Raw genomic sequence first — 18626 nt, 5'->3', positions numbered from 1 at the left:
CACCATGTTGTGACGGATGCCTGGGCTGACGAGCATGCTTCGCCACACTGTCGCCAAAAGCTTCAAATTCAGTCATGGGCAAGGCGCATTTCGGCCTGATCGGTTTGGGAGTGATGGGGGAAAACCTCGTCCTAAATGCTGAGCGCAACGGCTACTCCTCCGTTGTGTTCAATCGCACCAAGGCAAAAACCGATGAGTTTCTGGCTGGTCGTGGCGCCGGCAAGGACATTGTTGGCGCCGCGACCCTTGAGGAGTTTGTGGCGACCCTGGAGCGTCCACGCCGCATCCTGATGATGGTCAAGGCGGGACAGCCCGTTGACGACACGATTGCGGCAATCTCCCCCTTCCTTGAAGAGGGTGACCTGCTGATTGACGGCGGCAATTCTCTCTACGCCGATACGGAACGCCGCGTTGCCGAGCTGGAGAGCAAGAGCTTCGGCTACATCGGCATGGGCGTCTCCGGTGGCGCCAAAGGCGCCCTCGAAGGGCCGAGCATGATGCCCGGTGGCACCAAGGCGGCCTACGACGCCATTGAACCGTTGGTGCGCAAGATGGCAGCCCAGGTAGACGATGGTCCCTGTGTCACCTACATCGGCCCCGGTGGCGCTGGCCACTTCGTCAAAACGGTGCACAACGGCATCGAATACGGCATTGAACAGATCCTGGCTGAGGCCTACGACCTGATGAAGCGGGTTGGCGGACTGAACGGCGACCAGATGGCCGACGTCCTAGCCAGCTGGAATCAAACCGAGGAGTTGGCCTCATTCCTGGTGGAGATCACCGAGGTATGCCTGCGCACCAAGGATCCGGAAACCGGTGCCGATCTGGTGGAGGCGATCGTGGATGCGGCTGGTCAAAAGGGCACTGGTCTTTGGACCGTGGTGAGTGCCCTGGAGATGGGTGTACCCGTACCAACCATCTATGCCGCCCTCAATGCCCGAGTGCTGAGCTCGCTGCGCTCCGAGCGCCTCGAGGCGGGCGCCCTGCTGCCAGAGCCTGCCGCGCACAGCTTCAATCTTGGCAGCGCGGCAGATGAGATGGCTCCCCTGCGCGATGCCTGCATTGCCGCCTGCATCGTCAGCTACGGCCAGGGCATGGCCCTGCTGCAGGAAGCCTCAAAGCTGCACGATTACAACCTCAATTTTTCGGCCATCGGCCAGATCTGGAAAGGGGGCTGCATCATCCGGGCCCGCTTGCTGCAGCGAATTCAGGATGCCTATGGCGCCAACCCCAACCTGGCCAACCTGATGCTCGACCCCTGGTTTGCCGAGCAGATCAACAGGCGTCTACCGGGGCTGCGGCAGGTGGTTGCCGGCGCTGCCCTGGCGGGGATCCCCGTGCCCTGCTTAAGCAGCACCCTCGATTACATCGACAGCTACCGCAGCGCCCGCCTTCCCCAAAACCTGGTCCAGGCCATGCGCGACTGCTTTGGCTCCCACACCTACGAGCGGGTCGACAAGCCTGGCAACTTCCACACCGAGTGGCTGGACTGATCCAATGACCCCAATCACTCCAGGCTCCACCACTCGCTATCGCCTGGTGGTGGCTGAGTCGGCAGGTGAGCTCGCCCGTCAGACGGCCCAAGCCCTGGCCTCTGAGATTGATCAGGTACTTGCCCAGCGCGACCGCGCCCAGATAGCACTCGCCGGCGGAGAGACACCAAAGGCGACCTATCGCCTACTTGGTCAGCAACACCTGCCATGGGATCGGGTCGATGTGCTCCTCGGCGATGAGCGTTGGGTGCCAAGCGAAGACCCCTCCAGCAATGCCCGCATGCTTAGGGAAACCTTGATGGCGGAGCTCCCCGGTAGCAAGGCCTGCTTGCACCCGGTACCCACCCAGCTCGCCAGCCCGGAGCAAGGAGCGGCAGCGTACGCAGACCTGCTGCAACAGCTGTGCGGCGACTTCCCACCGGTGCTGGACGTGGTGCTGTTGGGCCTCGGCGACGATGGTCACACCGCCTCGTTGTTTCCTGGCACCACTGCACCGGGGGTGCGGGACCGCTCCGTAACCCTGGGGGAGGGCAAGGGTCTGCCCAGGGTCAGCCTTACGGCACCAACCCTTTCAGCGGCGCGGCGGGTGGTCTTCCTTGTGAGTGGGGCTGGCAAGGTGCAGGCCCTGCAACGGTTACTCGATCCAGAAGAATCGCCCCTGCGCACCCCAGCCAAGTTGGTGCAGCCCACCACTGAGACTGAGGTGCTGATATTGGCTGACCAAGAAGCAGCTGCTGGAGTCAGCCCGTGATTCCCATCGCCAGCGGCGACGGCTTCATTGGCTGGCATGCCTTAAACGACACCGTGATGGGTGGGCGCAGCCAGGGCAACTGCCGGATCGCCTCAACTGGGCTGGAGTTTGAAGGCACGCTCGTTGAGGAGGGAGGGGGCTTCATCAGTTGCCGCTCGCCTCTGTTTTCTCCCCCTCTCGATCTTTCGAGTTGTGAGGGGCTCGAACTTGAGCTGCTTGGTGCTGGCAGACGCTTCAAGTTGGCGGTTGCCTGCGCTGACGGTCTGGCCGGAATCACCAACTTGATCCCGGGGGGCCTGCGCTGGGTGATCGAATTCGCTACGGAGCCAGAGGGGCCCAGCCTCTTGAGGATTCCATTCGCGGATCTAAGAGCCTCGGTGCGCGCTAAGCCGGTGGGACTGCCCTTGAACTTTGACCCAAGCCGGATAACCAGGCTGCAGCTTTTGCATTCACGCTTCGCCGATGATGGTGGCTTAAATGCTGGCTTCCGCGCCGGTCCGATATACCTACAACTTCGCGCTGTACGTGGCTACCCCTGAGCTAGTTAATAGCAACCTGCAACAGCTGGTGGCAGCCGCCGCCGATCTCTGCCGCAAGCCATGGCGTCATGCCGTGCTGCCCCTGGATGATGCCCAGCGCTGCGACGATTGCAACCTGCGACTGGAGGTAAGAAAGGCCGATGGGGAGCGCTATCCCGCAGCAGATCTCGAAATTGAAATCTATCGCAGCGGTGATGACCTCAACCTCACCCTGGCCTGGTGCCACGACGAGCAACGCCCCCTGCTTTGGCAGGGGAACCATCCGGTGTGGATGGAGCCGGAGTCAGGGCTCCGCTGCGAGCGACCAGTTGATGGTGCCCCCCTGGAGGCTTTGGCACGAAGGCTCAGGGCGCTTTTGGTGCCGCTCGACTGAGGCTTAGCTCAGCTATCAGATCTCATCGGTCACCGCGCCCCTGCTGCTGCTGCCAACCAGGCGGGCATATTTGCCAAGCACCCCGGTGCGATAACGGGGCTCAGGCTTGACCCAGGCGGAGCGCCGCCGAGCGATTTCCGCATCTGGCACATTGAGCTGGATCAGCAGTTCGATGGCGTCCACCGTGATGCTGTCCCCTTCCTCCACCAGGCCGATTGTGCCGCCCACGGCAGCCTCTGGTGCAACGTGACCCACAACAAGACCAAAGGAGCCACCTGAAAAGCGGCCATCGGTGATCAAGGCCACCGAATCGAGCATGCCCTGCCCCACGATTGCCGCCGTGGGACTAAGCATCTCCCGCATCCCTGGGCCACCCACCGGGCCCTCATTGCGCACAACGACCACATCACCGGGGTTGATCTGCTTATCAAGGATTGCGGCCAGGCAGGATTCCTCGCTTTCAAAAACCCTTGCTGGGCCAGTAATTACAGGGTTTTTAACACCACTGATCTTGGCCACCGCACCCTCTTCAGCCAAGTTTCCCTTGAGTATCGCCAGGTGCCCTTTGGGATAGAGGGGGTTGCTAAGTGGACGGATCACATCCTGACCAGAGGGGGGCTCGGAAGGAACAGACGCCAACAACTCAGCCAGAGTTTTGCCCTCGATGGTGCGGCAATCGCCATGCAGCAAGCCCGCATCGAGCAGCAGCTTCATCACCTGGGGTATGCCACCGGCCTGATGGAGGTCAACGGTCACATAGCGGCCACTGGGCTTAAGATCGCAGATCACTGGCACCCGCTGGCGGATCGTCTCAAAGTCGTCGATGCTTAGAGGTACTCCAGCGGTGCGGGCGACCGCCAGTAGGTGCAACACGGAATTGGTAGAGCCACCTACCGCCATGATCACGCTGATCGCATTTTCAAAAGCCTCGCGGGTGAGTAGGTCACTAGGCAAGATATTTGCCTTAAGTGCATCAACCAAAACCTCAGCGCTGCGAGCAGCACTATCGGCTTTCTCAGGGTCCTCAGCTGCCATGGTGGAGCTGTAGGGCAGGCTTAACCCCAACACCTCAAAGGCGGCACTCATGGTGTTGGCAGTGAACATCCCGCCGCAACTACCGGCCCCTGGACAGGCATTTTTTTCAATAGCAGTGAGCTCCTGCTCATCAATACGACCACCGCTGTATTGACCGACTGCCTCAAAAGCACTTACTACCGTGAGATCACAGGCACCAAGCTTGCCAGGTTTAATTGTGCCACCGTAAACAAAAATGGAGGGAATATTCATGCGCGCCATCGCCAACATGGCTCCTGGCATATTTTTGTCACAACCACCAATTGCCAGCAAGCCATCCATACTTTGGGCGTTGCAGGCAGTTTCAATCGAATCGGCAATCACCTCGCGGCTCACCAGGGAATACTTCATACCCTCCGTGCCCATTGATATGCCATCACTCACCGTGATGGTGCCAAACATCTGGGGCATGGCACCGGCTGTTTGAAGGGCCGTCTCGGCGCGCTGGGCCAGCTCGTTTAAGCCCAGGTTGCAAGGTGTAATTGTGCTGTAGCCATTGGCAACGCCAATAATCGGCTTGTTGAAATCGCCATCGCCAAAGCCAACCGCCCGCAACATGGCGCGGTTAGGAGAGCGCTGGATGCCTTGCGTGATCGCTGCGGAGCGGAGCATGGTGACGGGTTGGGCTTGAGGAAACCTACCCACCGGGCCGAATGACGCCGAAGCCCTAACCCTGGATGGTCATGGTCTCCAGTTGACGGCGCACGTCGTCGATCGCCTGGTTGAGCTCATGAACCCGATCGTGAAGATCCCGATCCGTCCTGACAGCCGCCGGCGAGGCTGCGATTCCAGCGGCCCGGGCAGGCCGGCCTTGGTGCCGGCGTCGCTCTGCCTCAGCAAGCAACCACCAGGCAAGGCCAGCAGCACCAATAACAGCCCCAGCCAAGACGCTGAGGCTGGAACTGCCACCGGCTGGGGTGACGCCGTTGTGATTGCCCATAATTCAAGCCCTGCTGTAGCGAGCCTAGGTATCGCTGGGCATTTCATCCAGCACCGTGCCACCGAACAACCGCTGCCTCACATCGCCGATACCAGGCACGATCGCCCCGGCTTCGTTCAAATCCGGATCGATGCCGGCGGCGTAGATGGTGAGGCTGCCGTGCCGCTCCCCCACAGCCTTGAGTCCTGGACCAGAGGCCAGGGATGTAATCACTCGTAAGCGATCACCGGTAACGCCTAGAGCTGAAAGGTCATCGAGGAGTTGGAGCAGGGATTCGCCGTCTCCCAGTTCTGCTACAAACAGCAAAACTCCGCAGCGGGAGGGGATTGGTCCGGCTGGAGGGGTTATCACACCCAGGCTTTCTTGTAGATGGAGCACCTGGGCCGAGGGAAGCACTGTTTGGCCGCCCTGCCAAAGGCCAAGCCCAGCGGTCAGCAGGGGCAGGGCCAGTAGGGGAACCGCTGGATCCACCACGTCTGCCTCAGCAGCGGCAAGGGGTGTTTCCAGCTGGATGCGCCTGTGGGGTAGCCAATCGCGCACAGCCTCATAGGTGAGCCAGCGACCTAGCTCGGCAGTAGCGGAGGCGTAAAGCGAACTAGGCGTGTGTCGATCGCGCAGTACGCCAAGCCAGTGGCCAATCAGGGGGTGGGGGGGAACCACCACCCGCAAAGCCATCACCATGGTTGCCATAACTTGATGATCAACCGTAAGTGCGCGCCCATGAGCTCGAGACCTGAAAGCCGAGCGAGTTGGTCTGGTGGCTGGCTGCTGGCCGCACTGGCCCTGGTGCTGACCTGGTGCCTTGGGGTCTTTCCTGCCGCAGCGATCACCGCGCCTGAGCTGCGCAGCCAGCGTTCGCTACAAGACCTCCAACCAGACATGCACGGCCGCAACCTTCAACAGCAGGAGTTTTTGAAGGCGACTCTGGCTGGCTTCGATCTGAGCGGCACCGATCTGCGCGGAGCTGTTTTCAACAGCAGCGACCTACGGGGAGCCAACCTGAAGGACGCCAACCTGGAAGACGCGGTGGCCTTCGCAAGTCACTTTGAAGACACTGACCTCAGTGGTGCTGTGCTGCGAAACGCCATGTTGATGCAAAGCCACTTCAAAGGGGCAACCATTGAAGGAGCCGACTTCAGTGATGCAGTGCTGGATCTGCCTGAGCAGAAAGCACTCTGTAAACGAGCTGCCGGTGTCAATCCGAGCACCGGAGTAGCCACCAAGGACAGCCTGGCGTGCCGATAGGGCCCCTTGCCCTTAGCATCTAATTTCCGGTTCCGGTGGGGATCAGCCACTGGAGGTAAGGGGGAAAGGTCGGTGAAAATCCGGCACTGTCCCGCAGCTGTGAAGGCTATGGCCCGCAAATCTGCTCCAACTTTGGGGCCTGCTTGCGATCCATTGCCAAGTCAGAACGCCCGCCGGTTTTGTTCCTCCTACGGCGCGGACCGGCCCATGAATTTGATCAAAACAGCACCCAATGGCCAAGCCCTGGGACGCTGGCTCCTAGTTGCTGGCCTGGCATCAATCGGCATTGGCGCCCTTAGCCCAGTCCAGGCACACCATTTTGCCGATATCGGCCAGCTAAAGCCCAGCATGTTTAATGGCGTTCTGAGTGGCCTCGCCCACCCAGTGCTGGGCCCGGATCATCTGCTTTTCCTCCTGGCACTTTCCTTGGTGGGGCTGCAAAAACGGCTTAGCTGGAGCCTGGGACTTCTCGCTGTTGGCTTGCTTGGTAGTGGCGCTGGACTGCTGTGGCCAGGGATGCCAGGCGCTGAATCCCTGGTGGCCTGCACCCTCATTGTTGAGGCCCTGGTGTTGCTACGGCGCTTGCCATCCCTGCTGTTGCTTCCCGCCATGGCCTTGCACGGCTATGTACTAAGCGGCCCCGTTTTTGGCTGGAGCGCCATGCCCGTAGTGGCCTACGGCACGGGCCTGTTCCTTTCCCAGGCAGGCCTGCTTGCGATGGCACTTATTGCGCTGCGACCCTTGGGAGCACGCCTTTCTTCAACCCAGCTGCGCTGGCTTAGTTTCGCCCTAATGGCCCTTGGCGGCACCTGGGCCCTGGCGGGTTTGGCGGCCTGAGATGACGACACAAAGTGGAAGGCTGCCTGTCACCGTGGTGACAGGTTTTCTCGGTGCGGGCAAAACAACCCTGCTGCGCCATTTGCTGCTGCACAGCGGTCAGCGACTGGCTGTGCTGGTAAATGAATTTGGCGAGGTGGGTATCGACGGAGACCTGCTACGCAGCTGTGGTTTTTGCCCCGAAGATGAGCTGGACACCCGCCTGGTGGAGCTGGCAAATGGCTGCCTCTGCTGCACGGTCCAAGACGACTTCTTGCCAACTATGGAGAAGCTGCTTGAGCGAGCAGAAAGCCTGGATGGGATCGTGGTGGAAACCAGTGGCCTGGCCCTGCCCGAACCACTGATTGCCGCCCTGAATTGGCCGCAAATCCGCACTCGCATTCGCCTCAATGGCGTGGTGGCAGTTGTTGATGGCGAAGCCCTTGCGGCAGGCAGTGTGGTGGCAAATCCAGCCGCTCTCGAGGCCCAGCGGCTCGCTGATCCAAGCCTGGATCACGCTTCGGCTATCGATGAACTGTTTGCCGAGCAGCTTGAGGCTGCCGATCTGGTTTTGATTAGCCGGGCCGACTGCCTATCTGCAGGCGACATTGATTTAGTGCATAAGGCCCTTGCCCCCCAGCTGCAGCCAGGAGCTGTGCTGTTGTCGATGGGCAGGGGGGTGGTCTCCCCAGAGCTGGTGCTGGGCCTTGAGAGCCGGCAGCCAACCACCACAGACCATGAGCATGACGAGCATGACCATGACCATGATCACCACGATCATGAGCATCACGATCACAGTCATGTTGCCATCGAGTCGCTTGCCCTCGAACTGCCTGGCGATTTTTGCCGGGTTGCCCTTGAGCAACAACTGCTTCAGCTGGTGATTGATAGCGCCCTGATCCGGCTCAAGGGGCGTCTTTGGCTTTCAGGTAAAAACCGACCGCTTCAGATCCAGGCTGTAGGACCGAGGCTGGAGTGCTGGTTTGAACCAGGGTCTGGCCAGGCTTCGGTCTCCCAGCATGCCCCAGGCCTAGAGGTGGTTTTGCTTGGCTTCCAACTGGATCGCCCTGCCATCGAATCCTGCCTGAACCAGGCTCTGACCGGTGAGCTGGCAGCTGCTAACTAGCTGATCAATCCAAGGGGATATCCCCTTGGGCACATAGCCCGTTCCAGCAGAGCGCAGGCCCCGCAATCCAGCTGGTTTCAACCGGCAACCACCCTGTTGAGTCGAGCATCTGCACCGTGCCACTGCCGTCGTTGCGGAAGTCGATTCGACGTGGGCCGAGCTCGATCGTCCACCGAATAGGCAGCTCTGCTGCAGGGGCTTGAACGAGCATTGTGCATGGCTGCCAAGGCCCATCAGCCAGACGGCACTGCAACGGCTGGGCAAGCGCAGCTGGCACACAAAGGGCTATCAAGCCAGCCAGCAGTGCCCTGCAGGCTGGCCAGACGCCAATAGGAACTGAGTTGAAGCGCCAAACCACGGCCGAAATGCCAGCGGGGTGCTTTCAAGCTGACCAAAAGTGACGTCAGCGGGCCACCGGGCTGCCAAGATTTAACAAACCTTCTGCTCCTCTGGTGCCACTCTTCCGCGCTCGCGTTCAGGTTTCACTTCGGCCCTCGGTGCTTGATCCGGCTGGCGAGGCCACCAGGGCTGCAGCGGCCCGACTCGGCGTCGACGGCGTCCGCAGCCTGCGCATCGGCAAGGCAATAGAACTGGAACTGGAGGCTCCGGACAAAACCACCGCCCAAGGCCAGCTGGAACTCCTCAGTGACCGCTTGTTTGCCAATCCAGTAATTGAAAATTGGCAGCTAGAGCTGCTTGAAAAGGCCGGGGAGCAACAGCAATGACCATTGGCATCGTGGTGTTCCCTGGCTCAAATTGTGACCGGGATGTGCGCTGGGCCCTAGAGGGTTGCGTCGGTCTACCGACTCGCTTCCTTTGGCATGAGGAGCGCGATCTCAGCGGCCTAGACGCGGTGGTGATCCCTGGCGGCTTCAGTTATGGAGACTATTTACGCTGCGGTGCAATTGCCAGGTTTGCTCCCGTATTGGAATCGGTGAGGCTTTTCGCAGAAGCAGGCGGTGCGGTATTGGGTATCTGCAATGGCTTTCAGGTACTCACTGAGATGGGCTTATTGCCAGGTGCTCTCACCCGCAATGCTCGGCTGCATTTTCTCTGTGAACCAACCCCGCTGAGCGTTAATCCGGGCAACTGTCGCTGGCTGAAAGGGTATAGCGAGGCAGAAGCGATCGTGCTGCCAATCGCCCATGGGGAGGGGCGATACCAGTGCGAGAGCGAGCAATTGGCTGAGCTCGAAGCAAATGGTCAGGTGGTTTTGCGCTACGCATGCAATCCCAACGGCTCGGTTGGTGATGTGGCGGGCTTGACCAACACAGGAGGCAATGTGCTGGGTCTGATGCCCCATCCGGAGCGCGCCTGTGACCCGCTCACGGGGGGGCTCGACGGCTTGAGGCTGCTTGCCAGCCTTAGCAATTGAAGCCTGGCGAACACGACTCTCAGCAAGATGTCGCAAAAAAGGGGGCCAAAGGCCCCCCGGTTTGATCGCAGAAGATCAAACAAATCTAGCCCTGAAAGGAATCAGTTAACGGCGGCGAAGAACTCCTTGCTCTTAACTGGGTCAGGATTCATGGTCTTATCCCCTGGGTTCCAGTTTGCAGGGCAGACTTCGTCTGGGTTGTTGCGGATGTGCTGGAAGGCCTGCAGCAGACGCAGGGTCTCGTCCACGCTACGGCCCACGGGCAGATTGTTGATTGTGCTCTGCATGATCACGCCATCAGGATCAATGATGAACAGACCACGTAGGGCCACACCTGCTTCCTCATCGAGTACTTCGTAGGAGCGGGCGATGTCCTTCTTGAGGTCAGCAACGAGGGGATAGGCAATATCGCCAATACCGCCATTTTTGCGATCCGTCTGAACCCAGGCGAGGTGGCTGAACTGGCTATCGACGGAAACACCCAGCACTTCGCAGTTGCGGCTGGAGAAGTCGTTGTAGCGCTCGGAGAAAGCGATGATCTCCGTAGGGCATACGAAGGTGAAATCGAGGGGGTAGAAGAACAGCACCACGTACTTGCCGCGATACTGGGAGAGACTGATCTCCTTGAATTCCTGATCCACCACTGCGGTGGCTGTGAAATCTGGAGCCTGCAGGCCAACTAGCCGGGACATGCTGGTTAAGTAAGTGAGGGCTGGGCACACCGGGGACTTCAGTCCAAAGTCGGATCGACTACCAGTTGCTATTCACAATTTATCACATGATCCAGGCTGGTGGGGCCATAGGCTGATTCACGTGATGTCTATGGGAGTGATGGCGATGGCTTGGGAGCCGAGTGTGCTGCGGAAATACAACACGACTGGGCATTTCCGTTTGCTTAGCCAGTTGCGCTCTGAACTGAAGGGCAACCCATTGGTCCGGCCCAAGGACGGCCAGAGCATTGGAGAGGTCAACCGCAGCAAGTCCTTGATTCGGGCGATTGAGGGGCGCTCCCAGGGCTATGGCCGTGCACGACGGGGTGGTGCTGCAACAACTGGTAGCACCGCCTCTGCCTCGCCGGAAGTTCAACAGCTAAAGCTTGATCCAGATCCCACTGAGCTGTTGGGCAGCATTACAAGCGATCAGAACGATGGGGCCTCATTTCGAGAAAGGCTCAACACAGTCGAGTTGCGATAGTTAGGAAATTGATAGAAATTAAAAAAGGGCCAGAATCAAGGCCCCGTCAGAGAAAATGGCTCGGGGGAGACTTGAACTCCCGACCTTGGGGTTATGAATCCCACGCTCTAACCAGCTGAGCTACCGAGCCGTTGGTTGAGTTTATCAGGCCCTAGGTGGCAGGAAATAGAGAGGGTTGGCAGCGCCGGAGCTCGGGGGATGAACCTCGAAGTGCAGGTGGGGGCCGGTGCTTCGGCCCGTGCTGCCCATATGGGAAATCAAAGATCCCTGTTCAACATCCTGCCCAACTCGGACCATTAGGCGGCTGTTGTGGCCGTAAAGGGAACGGCTGCCATCGGCATGGGCCAGGGTTACCAAGTAGCCGTAGCCGCCGTCGTGCCAGCCAGAGAAGACCACCCGACCAGCCTTTGCCGCCACGATCGGTGTCCCCACGTTGTTGGCCACGTCGATGCCCTTGTGCATGCGACCCCAGCGCCAGCCGTATCCGGAAGTAAAAACTCCCCTGGTCGGCCAAATCCAGCCCTGGGCTGAGTTTTGACCAGAAAAGGGCTGGTTGAGCTCATCAAAACCAGGCAGTTCGGGCCAGCTGATACCGCCACTAGTGGTTGGCTTGAGCCCCAGCACCATGCGGGTGCGTCCGGATGAAGCTTGCGCAAGCCGTACCTGGCTACCGACGACAAGGCGTGCGGTTTCGAGGCCAGGATTGAGACGCAGCAGTTCCTGCAGAGTCAATCCATAGCGCTGAGCAATCTTTACGACCGTGTCGCCAAAGCGCACAACAGCACGCTCCTCCACAGGCGGTAGGGACTGGAGAGGAGGTGTGCGACGCAACTCGCTGGTATCGATCGCTGCCAGCTGCTTTATTTGCTTCGATTGCTGGCTGGGAACAACAAGCCAGTCACCTTGACGGAAATGGTGGTCCTCGTTGACGTCGTTGAGCTTGGCCAATCGCTCTTCCGCGAGCTTGAGGCTGCTGGACAGCTCTTCAACGCTGATGGGCTGCCGCACTTTTACCCAGACCTTGTCGATGCTGGGGGCAGGTAGGGCGGCGATCAAAGAATCAACAGAAGCCTTCTCAATATCGGCGGGGTCAAGAGCTGCGACCACTGCCGGTAGGGCAATGGCGCAGGGGATCAGGAATCGCAGAGTCGTTTGCAGAGGCTTCATGCAGTTCGTTCAGTCGGACAAAGCTTGTGGAGAAGCCGATATCCCCAAGCCGGCCAGACAGTAGCGGACGGAACTCACCGCCACAAGTGGGGGTTGCGACCAAGTGCGCTGATGGGGTGACCAGATCCCTGTCACCTCAGGGGATCACGCCAATGTCAGCAAATTCTGTTGTCGTAGGGACTCAAACAACACCACCCCTACCGAGACGGAGAGGTTGAGGCTACGCACTCCGGGCTGCTGGGGCCGCTTGGCACCTGACATTGGGATCGTGAGAGCCGCATCGGCCGAGGCCAGCACATCCCTTGGTAGGCCGTCGGTTTCGCGGCCAAACAGCAGCCAGTCATCGGGTTCAAATTGCCAACTGGTGTAGGGCTGGCTTGCATGGCTACTAAGGGCGATCAGGCGACCCCCGCTGCGGATACGGTGATCAGCAAACGCTGACCAGTCGGCATGGCGCTGCAAGGACACCAGGGGCCAATAGTCGAGGCCAGCCCGCTTGAGCTGGCGATCATCGATTTGGAAGCCCAGGGGCTCCACTAGGTGCAACTCCGTGCCGGTGGCCGCGCAGGTTCGCGCCACACTGCCGGTGTTGGGTGGGATTTGGGGCTGAAACAAAACGATCCGCGGCACGATCAAAGAGCTGGTACGGCAAAACCCAGGTTGCTCAGATTGAGGGCGCGGCCCGCAACCACAAGCCAAATGCCAGCGCAGAGGGGGGCAAGCTGCTGCTCCAAGGAGCCAAGGCGATCGCGAAACAAACCGCCAATCGCAGTGGAAGGCACAACCCCCCACCCGGTTTGCTCACTCACGAGCAGTACGGGCACCTTGCAGCGGCTCAAGCTTTGTACAAGAGCTGTACAGCGCTGTTGCCAAGCAGAAGTATCGAGCTCGATGCCAGCAGCGACCCAGGTGCCGAGGGAATCGACAAGAGCAATGCCAGGGGGACTGAGGCAGTCGAGGGCGCCGGCTAAGGCGCTATCAACCTCCAAGACGCTCCAGTGCGGTGGACGCCTAGCGGCGTGGGCCTCAACCCTCGCCAACCAGTCACCATCTTCGGCGCTTGGCTGAGGCCCGGTTGCCAAGTAGGTGACCGGCAGGCCCGACTGCATGGCGAGGTGCTCGGCCCAGCGGCTCTTGCCACTACGGGCAGGACCGAGCACAAGAGTGCATGGCTGGTAGGAATCAACCACCACCATTCATGTTGTGGAGCGTGGCCACAGAAGAAGGTGAAACACGGTTGAGATAGCGGAAAATCCAGTATTTGAATACGGTCGCTAAAACCACCGGGAAGGTAGCAATAAATAGCATTATGAAATTCTCCTGGGCAGGCAGGCCTAGGTGGTGAGCAACGCCATCCAGCAGCACTGTCCAGCCCTCCGGGCTGTGAAAGCCAACAAAAATATCGGTAAATAAGATGATTCCGAAGGCCTTGGCGCTGTCGCTCAATCCATACACAAGCTCATCAAGAAAACCGCGCAACACCTGAAGATCACGCCGACCAAACAAGCAAACGCAAACAAAACCGGCTAAGCCACCGAGATCGGCAAGCACGTTCTTAATGGCATGGGTGCTTTCCAGATCAGCTTCATCCTTGAGCGACTGAGCCTTGCTTGCCAGCTGCTTCTGCAGCTCATCACGGCTTGGCAGGGGATTGCCGTTCAAGAGGGCATCAAATTCAATCTCCGCCTGGAAAAGCCGTAATTTCTCTACGGCTTTCTCCTCAAGCTTTGGTTTGGGATAGGTAAGAAAAGCGTTGTCTGGAGCGAAGCGATCAACCAGGGGCGAAAACACATAGGTGCGACTGATTTGCTGCACCAGCACCGGCACCAAAATCAGCAGTAGCAGGATGCGCAGTGACACCAGAGTGGAGTCTCTGCGCCGTCGAAAGCCAGCCACCACATTCGCTTCCGCCTCGGGGTCGAGCTGGCGACGCACCTGATCAACAACACCAATCAGGCTGCGGGGCAGCACCTCCGGGGAGCGACTGATAGCAGGCAGGGGATCCCTACTGGCCGCGTAGCGGGCAACTACAGACTCAATTAGTTGAAACTGGCGAATTTCCTGACCGGCCAGCTCGCCTCGGTGGGTCTGCAAGGTTTGTACAGACTGGCGGCAGACCTCTAGCGCAGCTCGAAAACGACGCAGTAACTGGGCCTGGGCCGACCTGGGAATACGCAGGTCCAATTCAGGACGTACGGGCCGGTCGTTGTAGTGCTCTAGCTCAATGCTCTGGATGAGCAGGGCGGATTCATAACCGCGCTCAAGATCATTGCTGAGGTCTAGGGCTTGGGCGCGGCCAAATGCCCCCATCCAGTTGGTTAGTGCCATCGGATCAGCGCGAGAAGACCCACCAAGTGAGCATGGGCACAATCGTGCCAACCGTTAGAAGCACCACAATCCAAGTGAAGGCATTACTTGACTTCGTTTCCTCCTTCGTGGGGATGTTGGTGGGCTGACTGACAACCTCAGCGGTGATTGGTTCGCCGGGATCCTCGCCTCCCTGCAGCACGGTGAGCAGGCGAGTCATGGCATCGAGGCTGCCCTGGCGATAGCGACCACCATCGCGGATCGGCTGGGCCATCGTGGTTCGGGCCGTGCTGCGTAGCAGGCTGGCGTCAAGTTGGGTAACCAGGCCTGGAGAGGTCACCACCGCCGCGCTGTTCGTCTGGCTGTCAATTAAAAAGAGCACCTGGTTGGGCTCGCCCCCCGACTCGGACCAACGCTCCAGCACTGAATTGCCGAGCTGGGAAAGGCTCAGCCCGTAGTCAAGGCGGTTAACGGTGATCAAGTGGGCATCCACCCGCTCTGCTGAAAAACTTTCGAGGGTTTTGCTGAGCTCGCCGATGGCTGCGCGGCTCAGCACATCTGCGGTGTCAAGGATGCGCTCCTGGGGAGCGGAGGCCGGTAGACCACTTGCGGCAATTGCCAGGGCCGGGGCAGGCATCCAACAGGCTGCAAAGCCCATAAACAGGGCTGCCACCACTCCCAATAAGGGAATGCGAGGGGTCACACGCAGGGAAGGGGGCAACGGTTCAGGCCCAACATGGATCTAGTTTGCCGCCTGCGGGCCCAGCTGTCGCCTCCTGCTTAACCCCCATGGCCCCCTCCACACCCGCAAGGGTCTGTTTTCTCTCTGGGGTGGCCTCCCTTGCCCTGGTTGTACTGAATCAAACAACCGCAACAAGCATTGATCCCGCCCTCGAGCGAGCTGCCGTATTGGCCAGCTTCCTGGCGGTGGCTCTGATGTTGGTGGGTGTGCTCTGGACCCGGGCCTTGCCCGAAGCGGCTGCCCGAGTTGCCCTCGAAGGGGTGCAGGGGGTGGAGCTTGCAGATGGACTACCTGAAGCCCTATCAGAAGAATTAGGCTGGGGGAGTCAGATGTTGCTCACCGCCACCCCGGCGGCAACGGTGGTGGTGCTGTGGCAAAACAAGTGTTTGCTGCGCCGCGGCCTACTGGCGCAGGTGCCCTTTGAACCAGGAGCTATCTGCCAGCGAGCCCAAGAAAAAGGGTCTGCCATCTCACTTGTAGATCTGAACCTTTATCCAGGCCGTGCTGAATTTGAGAGCCTGCTGCCAGGGGTGCCAGCCGTTGTGGTTCAGCCGATTGACTCAAGGGGTTTGGTAGTGCTTGCCGGCTGGTCGCCGCGCTGCTTTAGCCGCAGCGATTTGACCTGGCTCGAGGGTTGGTCCCAGCGGCTTAGAGAGCGAATGGAGCCGGCTTGCGGGAATCAGGACCTGATGGGGCCCGGGGAGGCAAAGTCACCCGAGTTTCCACCCTTGCCCCCGGATTGCTGAATACGGCCATCCCCTGCTTAGTGAGCACGCCCTGAAGCCGCTGAGCGCGGGTGACCTGGGCAAGAGCCTTGCGGCGCAGCTCGACAGCACCAAAGGCCTCAATCTTATTTGTCTGCCAATTCCAGCTGCAGCTATTGGCGACGAGGGAATCGGCTGAGTGGTTTAGGCGGCAATTAAGGGGAACCATCAAGGTGTGACTAGGACCAATCGCTTCAAAGCCCGTGCCGCTAAGCCGGGAGTGATCCAGCACAGCGGTGAATGGATGGGCACTGCTAATGCGTTCCCGCGCCAGGTCGAGGCGGATATGGCTAGCATCAAGACGGCCCTTGCGGCCAGGATCAAGCACCTGCACCGGTGCCTGTAGGTCGATCAGCTGAAGCAGGGAATTACCGGTAAGGGATGGCGCCGAAAGTGTTTGAAGTCCACTAGCTGCTAGACGCCGTTCTCCCCGAACTGGCCCTCGACCGATCAGTTGGCCAGTGGTTGGGAACCAATCTGCAGAACTCAGCGCCAGCTTCAAGCCGACCGCCCCTGAACGCTCTAGCAGGGGCTCCCCCCTCAACTCCAACTTGTCCTGCTTGATCCAGAAGCGGGCCCGGCGAGCGGACACGAGCAACTCCCCCTGGGAGGCGCGGGGACTGCGGTCCAATTCCATGCGCTCCTGCTTGGGATACCAACGCACAAGAGTAGAGGTCACAACAAGTGGCTTGGGACCAAGGCGCTGCAGCCGGGTCGGGCCCTCCAACTGCACCACTTCGCCATCGTTAATGACGGTGCCACTGCTGGCCGTTATTCGATACAGGGGTTTGCCCTTTGCATAGATGGTGCCGCGCAGGTCGCGGGCTTGGGCAACACGACGACCGAGGTCGTAGCGAACCTCCGGGCTGGTCAATTCCCACAGGGGCCCTCCGCTGGAATCCTTCTGCCGCAGGTTGAGGGAGCGGAAGACAAAAGGCTGGGCCGGCTCCTCCTTAGACACCTGGGTGCCGCATCCAACCAGCAGCACGGGCAGGCTTAATAGGGCACCCAGGCTCAGGGCCAGCAGGGGGCACCACTGCAGCCGGGCAGTCGTGGTCACAGCAGTAGTGGTCACAGAGGTGACTCGAGCTCAAGTCGCAACATCACCGGCTGCGGCTCAATCAGGGCGAGTCCGGGCTCCAGCAGACCCCATCGCTGGGCGAACAGCCAAGGAGAAGCATGGCTGCCAGGGGCGCAGGCAGGAGCCAGCGGACCGCTAGCAAATGGTTCCTGACCGAGCTGGAGCAGCATCCGATCAGAAAGCTCAGGCAGGAGCGGGGCCAGCAGCACTGCCACCCAGCGGGTGGCCTCAAGCACGGCATAAAGATCCGCTGCCACCAAACTCTCCTGACCCTCCAACTTCATTTGCTTCCAAGGGGCCTGGTCGTTGAGGTAGCCATTTGCAGCGATTGCTAGTTGCAGCGCCGCTTCAGCGGCGCGACGGAAGTCCAGGTCAGTTAGGGTCGTGTTGACTATGTTGCCGGCCGCGAGGGCAGCAACGGCAAGGGGGTGATCGGCCTGGGCGGCGGCTCCGGCTGGGGGCACGGCATCTGCAAACCACCGCCGTGCCATCGAAGAGGTGCGGTTCAGCAAGTTGCCGATGGTATTTGCCAAATCGTTGTTGACCAGATCAGTGAAGCGCTGCTGCTGGAAATCACCGTCCTCGCCGAAAGGTATGTCGCGCAGCAAGTACCAGCGCACCGCATCGCGGCCACAGCGCTCCAGCAGCACATCAGGATCGAGCACATTGCCAAGGGACTTGCCCATCTTCTGGCCTTCGCGGGTCAAGAAGCCGTGGCCAAATACGCGTTCTGGCAGCGGCAACCCCGCCGAAAGCAACATCGCCGGCCAATAAACCGCGTGGAAGCGCAGGATGTCCTTACCAATCACATGTAGCTGGGCCGGCCAGCCACGATCCAGCACCTGTTGCAGCACAACTGGCTCCGCCGGGTCGAGCAGGGCCGTGAGATAGCCGAGCAGGGCGTCAAACCACACATAAAAGGTATGGCCTTCATGGCCGGGGACCGGAATGCCCCATGGCAGGTCGATCCGGGAGATTGAAAAATCGCGCAGTCCCTGGGCCACAAAGTTTTCCACCTCCTTCTGCCTGCTGGCGGGGGCAATGAAGCCGGGCTGGCGGATCAAGGCCTCGATCTGCGCCTGATAGCGGGAAAGGCGAAAAAATAAATTGACCTCGTCGCGCCACTCCAGGGGCTTGCGATGGATGGGGCATTCGGGATCCTCACTGCCCGGTGCGTCATCTTTGAATTCCTCACAAGCAACGCAATACCAGCCCTGCTGACGACCCTCCACTACGTCGCCGTTGGCCTCCACGCGGGCAAAAAATTGAGCCACCAATTGGCGGTGGCGTGGGTCTGTGGTGCGGATGAAGCGGTCGTTGCTGATTTGCCAACGGTTCCAAAGATCGCGATATCCCTCGCTGATTAGATCGCAATGGGCCTGCGGACTGAGTCCAGCCGCTTCGGCCGTGCGCTGGATCTTCTGGCCGTGTTCATCGCAGCCGGTAATGAACATCACCGACTCCCCTCTCAGCCGCTGGTGGCGTGCAACCGCATCGCAGGCAAGCGTTGTGTAGGCACTGCCGAGATGGGCTCGGTCGTTGACGTAATAGAGGGGGGTGGTGAGCGTGTAAGTCATCCTTTTGATCCTACGGAGCGGCGACGGACAGAAAGGCTGACCACGAGCACGCCTGTTCAGAT

Annotated in this window: 22 protein-coding genes, 1 tRNA gene and 1 riboswitch; of the genes, 10 read left to right on the top strand and 13 right to left on the bottom strand. The window is 59.9% G+C overall.

The genetic code is table 11. The annotated features are described in order from the left end of the window. Positions 1 to 74 precede the first annotated feature (74 nt). Genes gndA through C7K55_RS02325 form a run of 4 tightly spaced genes read left to right on the top strand, consistent with a single transcriptional unit; the run spans position 75 to position 3156 of the window. Positions 75 to 1493, top strand: coding sequence for an NADP-dependent phosphogluconate dehydrogenase (gene gndA, locus C7K55_RS02340; RefSeq protein ID WP_106501808.1), 1419 nt, complete (start codon positions 75 to 77; stop codon positions 1491 to 1493). A 4-nt stretch (positions 1494 to 1497) separates the two neighbouring features. Then, positions 1498 to 2244 carry a 6-phosphogluconolactonase gene (gene pgl / locus C7K55_RS02335; protein ID WP_106501807.1) on the top strand — a complete coding sequence of 249 codons (747 nt, stop codon included), beginning with the start codon at positions 1498 to 1500 and terminating at the stop codon, positions 2242 to 2244. Beyond that, positions 2241 to 2783 carry a CIA30 family protein gene (locus C7K55_RS02330; protein WP_106501806.1) on the top strand — a complete coding sequence of 181 codons (543 nt, stop codon included), beginning with the start codon at positions 2241 to 2243 and terminating at the stop codon, positions 2781 to 2783. Before pgl ends, C7K55_RS02330 begins: the two co-directional genes overlap by 4 nt. Further along, entirely contained in the window at positions 2770 to 3156 is a 387-nt protein-coding gene (locus C7K55_RS02325; protein ID WP_106501805.1) for a hypothetical protein, read from the top strand. The genes C7K55_RS02330 and C7K55_RS02325 overlap by 14 nt, the downstream gene beginning before the upstream one ends. A gap of 15 nt (positions 3157 to 3171) precedes the next feature. Here C7K55_RS02325 and ilvD read toward each other — a convergent pair whose 3' ends face one another. Genes ilvD through C7K55_RS02310 form a run of 3 tightly spaced genes read right to left on the bottom strand, consistent with a single transcriptional unit; the run spans position 3172 to position 5860 of the window. Further along, positions 3172 to 4842: a dihydroxy-acid dehydratase gene (gene ilvD / locus C7K55_RS02320; protein ID WP_106501804.1), complete on the bottom strand. Its 1671-nt coding sequence runs from the start codon at positions 4840 to 4842 to the stop codon at positions 3172 to 3174. Positions 4843 to 4897: 55 nt separating this feature from the next. Next, on the bottom strand, positions 4898 to 5170 hold the full coding sequence (locus C7K55_RS02315; protein ID WP_106501803.1) for a hypothetical protein: 273 nt from the start codon (positions 5168 to 5170) through the stop codon (positions 4898 to 4900). A gap of 24 nt (positions 5171 to 5194) precedes the next feature. Next, on the bottom strand, positions 5195 to 5860 hold the full coding sequence (locus C7K55_RS02310; RefSeq protein ID WP_315856765.1) for a uracil phosphoribosyltransferase: 666 nt from the start codon (positions 5858 to 5860) through the stop codon (positions 5195 to 5197). A 30-nt stretch (positions 5861 to 5890) separates the two neighbouring features. Here C7K55_RS02310 and C7K55_RS02305 point away from each other — a divergent pair, with 30 nt between their 5' ends. From C7K55_RS02305 to cobW, 3 genes are all read left to right on the top strand, one after another. Beyond that, a complete protein-coding gene (locus C7K55_RS02305; RefSeq protein ID WP_106501802.1) occupies positions 5891 to 6415 on the top strand; it encodes a pentapeptide repeat-containing protein in 525 nt (174 codons plus the stop codon). Positions 6416 to 6427: 12 nt separating this feature from the next. Further along, positions 6428 to 6607, top strand: a riboswitch (cobalamin riboswitch). A gap of 15 nt (positions 6608 to 6622) precedes the next feature. Continuing rightward, on the top strand, positions 6623 to 7252 hold the full coding sequence (locus tag C7K55_RS02300; RefSeq protein WP_106501801.1) for a HupE/UreJ family protein: 630 nt from the start codon (positions 6623 to 6625) through the stop codon (positions 7250 to 7252). Between the two features lies 1 nt (position 7253). Continuing rightward, on the top strand, positions 7254 to 8357 hold the full coding sequence (cobW, locus tag C7K55_RS02295; RefSeq protein ID WP_106501800.1) for a cobalamin biosynthesis protein CobW: 1104 nt from the start codon (positions 7254 to 7256) through the stop codon (positions 8355 to 8357). A gap of 4 nt (positions 8358 to 8361) precedes the next feature. Here cobW and C7K55_RS13220 read toward each other — a convergent pair whose 3' ends face one another. Further along, complete coding sequence (locus tag C7K55_RS13220; RefSeq protein ID WP_127431959.1) at positions 8362 to 8568, bottom strand: hypothetical protein; 207 nt, start codon at positions 8566 to 8568, stop codon at positions 8362 to 8364. Between the two features lie 241 nt (positions 8569 to 8809). Here C7K55_RS13220 and purS point away from each other — a divergent pair, with 241 nt between their 5' ends. Beyond that, positions 8810 to 9082 (top strand): phosphoribosylformylglycinamidine synthase subunit PurS, encoded by a 273-nt coding sequence (purS, locus tag C7K55_RS02290; protein WP_106501799.1) that lies wholly within the window; start codon positions 8810 to 8812, stop codon positions 9080 to 9082. Then, the gene (gene purQ / locus C7K55_RS02285; RefSeq protein ID WP_106501798.1) at positions 9079 to 9732 is read left to right on the top strand and encodes a phosphoribosylformylglycinamidine synthase subunit PurQ; all 654 of its coding nucleotides are present in this window, start codon (positions 9079 to 9081) and stop codon (positions 9730 to 9732) included. Before purS ends, purQ begins: the two co-directional genes overlap by 4 nt. Before the next feature lie 101 nt (positions 9733 to 9833). Here purQ and C7K55_RS02280 read toward each other — a convergent pair whose 3' ends face one another. The 7 genes from C7K55_RS02280 to psb32 all read right to left on the bottom strand — a co-directional run bounded on the left by C7K55_RS02280 (position 9834) and on the right by psb32 (position 15121). After that, complete coding sequence (locus C7K55_RS02280) at positions 9834 to 10424, bottom strand: peroxiredoxin (RefSeq protein WP_106501797.1); 591 nt, start codon at positions 10422 to 10424, stop codon at positions 9834 to 9836. Positions 10425 to 10982: 558 nt separating this feature from the next. Beyond that, positions 10983 to 11056, bottom strand: a tRNA-Met gene (locus tag C7K55_RS02270). Between the two features lie 14 nt (positions 11057 to 11070). Next, entirely contained in the window at positions 11071 to 12093 is a 1023-nt protein-coding gene (locus C7K55_RS02265; protein ID WP_106501795.1) for a peptidoglycan DD-metalloendopeptidase family protein, read from the bottom strand. A gap of 144 nt (positions 12094 to 12237) precedes the next feature. Continuing rightward, a complete protein-coding gene (locus tag C7K55_RS02260) occupies positions 12238 to 12723 on the bottom strand; it encodes a tRNA (cytidine(34)-2'-O)-methyltransferase (protein WP_106501966.1) in 486 nt (161 codons plus the stop codon). Between the two features lie 2 nt (positions 12724 to 12725). After that, positions 12726 to 13253 (bottom strand): bifunctional adenosylcobinamide kinase/adenosylcobinamide-phosphate guanylyltransferase, encoded by a 528-nt coding sequence (cobU, locus tag C7K55_RS02255; protein ID WP_241518114.1) that lies wholly within the window; start codon positions 13251 to 13253, stop codon positions 12726 to 12728. Positions 13254 to 13275: 22 nt separating this feature from the next. Next, the gene (gene pxcA / locus C7K55_RS02250) at positions 13276 to 14421 is read right to left on the bottom strand and encodes a proton extrusion protein PcxA (RefSeq protein WP_106501793.1); all 1146 of its coding nucleotides are present in this window, start codon (positions 14419 to 14421) and stop codon (positions 13276 to 13278) included. Between the two features lie 4 nt (positions 14422 to 14425). Beyond that, on the bottom strand, positions 14426 to 15121 hold the full coding sequence (psb32, locus tag C7K55_RS02245; RefSeq protein ID WP_241518113.1) for a photosystem II repair protein Psb32: 696 nt from the start codon (positions 15119 to 15121) through the stop codon (positions 14426 to 14428). Between the two features lie 68 nt (positions 15122 to 15189). On the opposite strand from psb32, the gene C7K55_RS02240 reads away from it, so the two are divergent. Then, complete coding sequence (locus C7K55_RS02240) at positions 15190 to 15888, top strand: cofactor assembly of complex C subunit B (protein ID WP_106501792.1); 699 nt, start codon at positions 15190 to 15192, stop codon at positions 15886 to 15888. Here C7K55_RS02240 and lptC read toward each other — a convergent pair. Continuing rightward, positions 15791 to 16981 (bottom strand): LPS export ABC transporter periplasmic protein LptC, encoded by a 1191-nt coding sequence (gene lptC / locus C7K55_RS02235; protein ID WP_106501791.1) that lies wholly within the window; start codon positions 16979 to 16981, stop codon positions 15791 to 15793. The two genes, C7K55_RS02240 and lptC, sit on opposite strands and share 98 nt — an antisense overlap. Continuing rightward, entirely contained in the window at positions 16978 to 18564 is a 1587-nt protein-coding gene (metG, locus tag C7K55_RS02230; RefSeq protein WP_106501790.1) for a methionine--tRNA ligase, read from the bottom strand. The genes lptC and metG overlap by 4 nt, the downstream gene beginning before the upstream one ends. Between the last annotated feature and the right edge of the window lie 62 nt (positions 18565 to 18626).

Source organism: Cyanobium usitatum str. Tous, from assembly GCF_003011885.1.
GTDB lineage: Bacteria > Cyanobacteriota > Cyanobacteriia > PCC-6307 > Cyanobiaceae > Cyanobium_A > Cyanobium_A usitatum.
The sequence above is the reverse complement of the archived record's forward strand: the minus strand, read 5'-3'. Positions and strand labels throughout refer to the sequence as shown.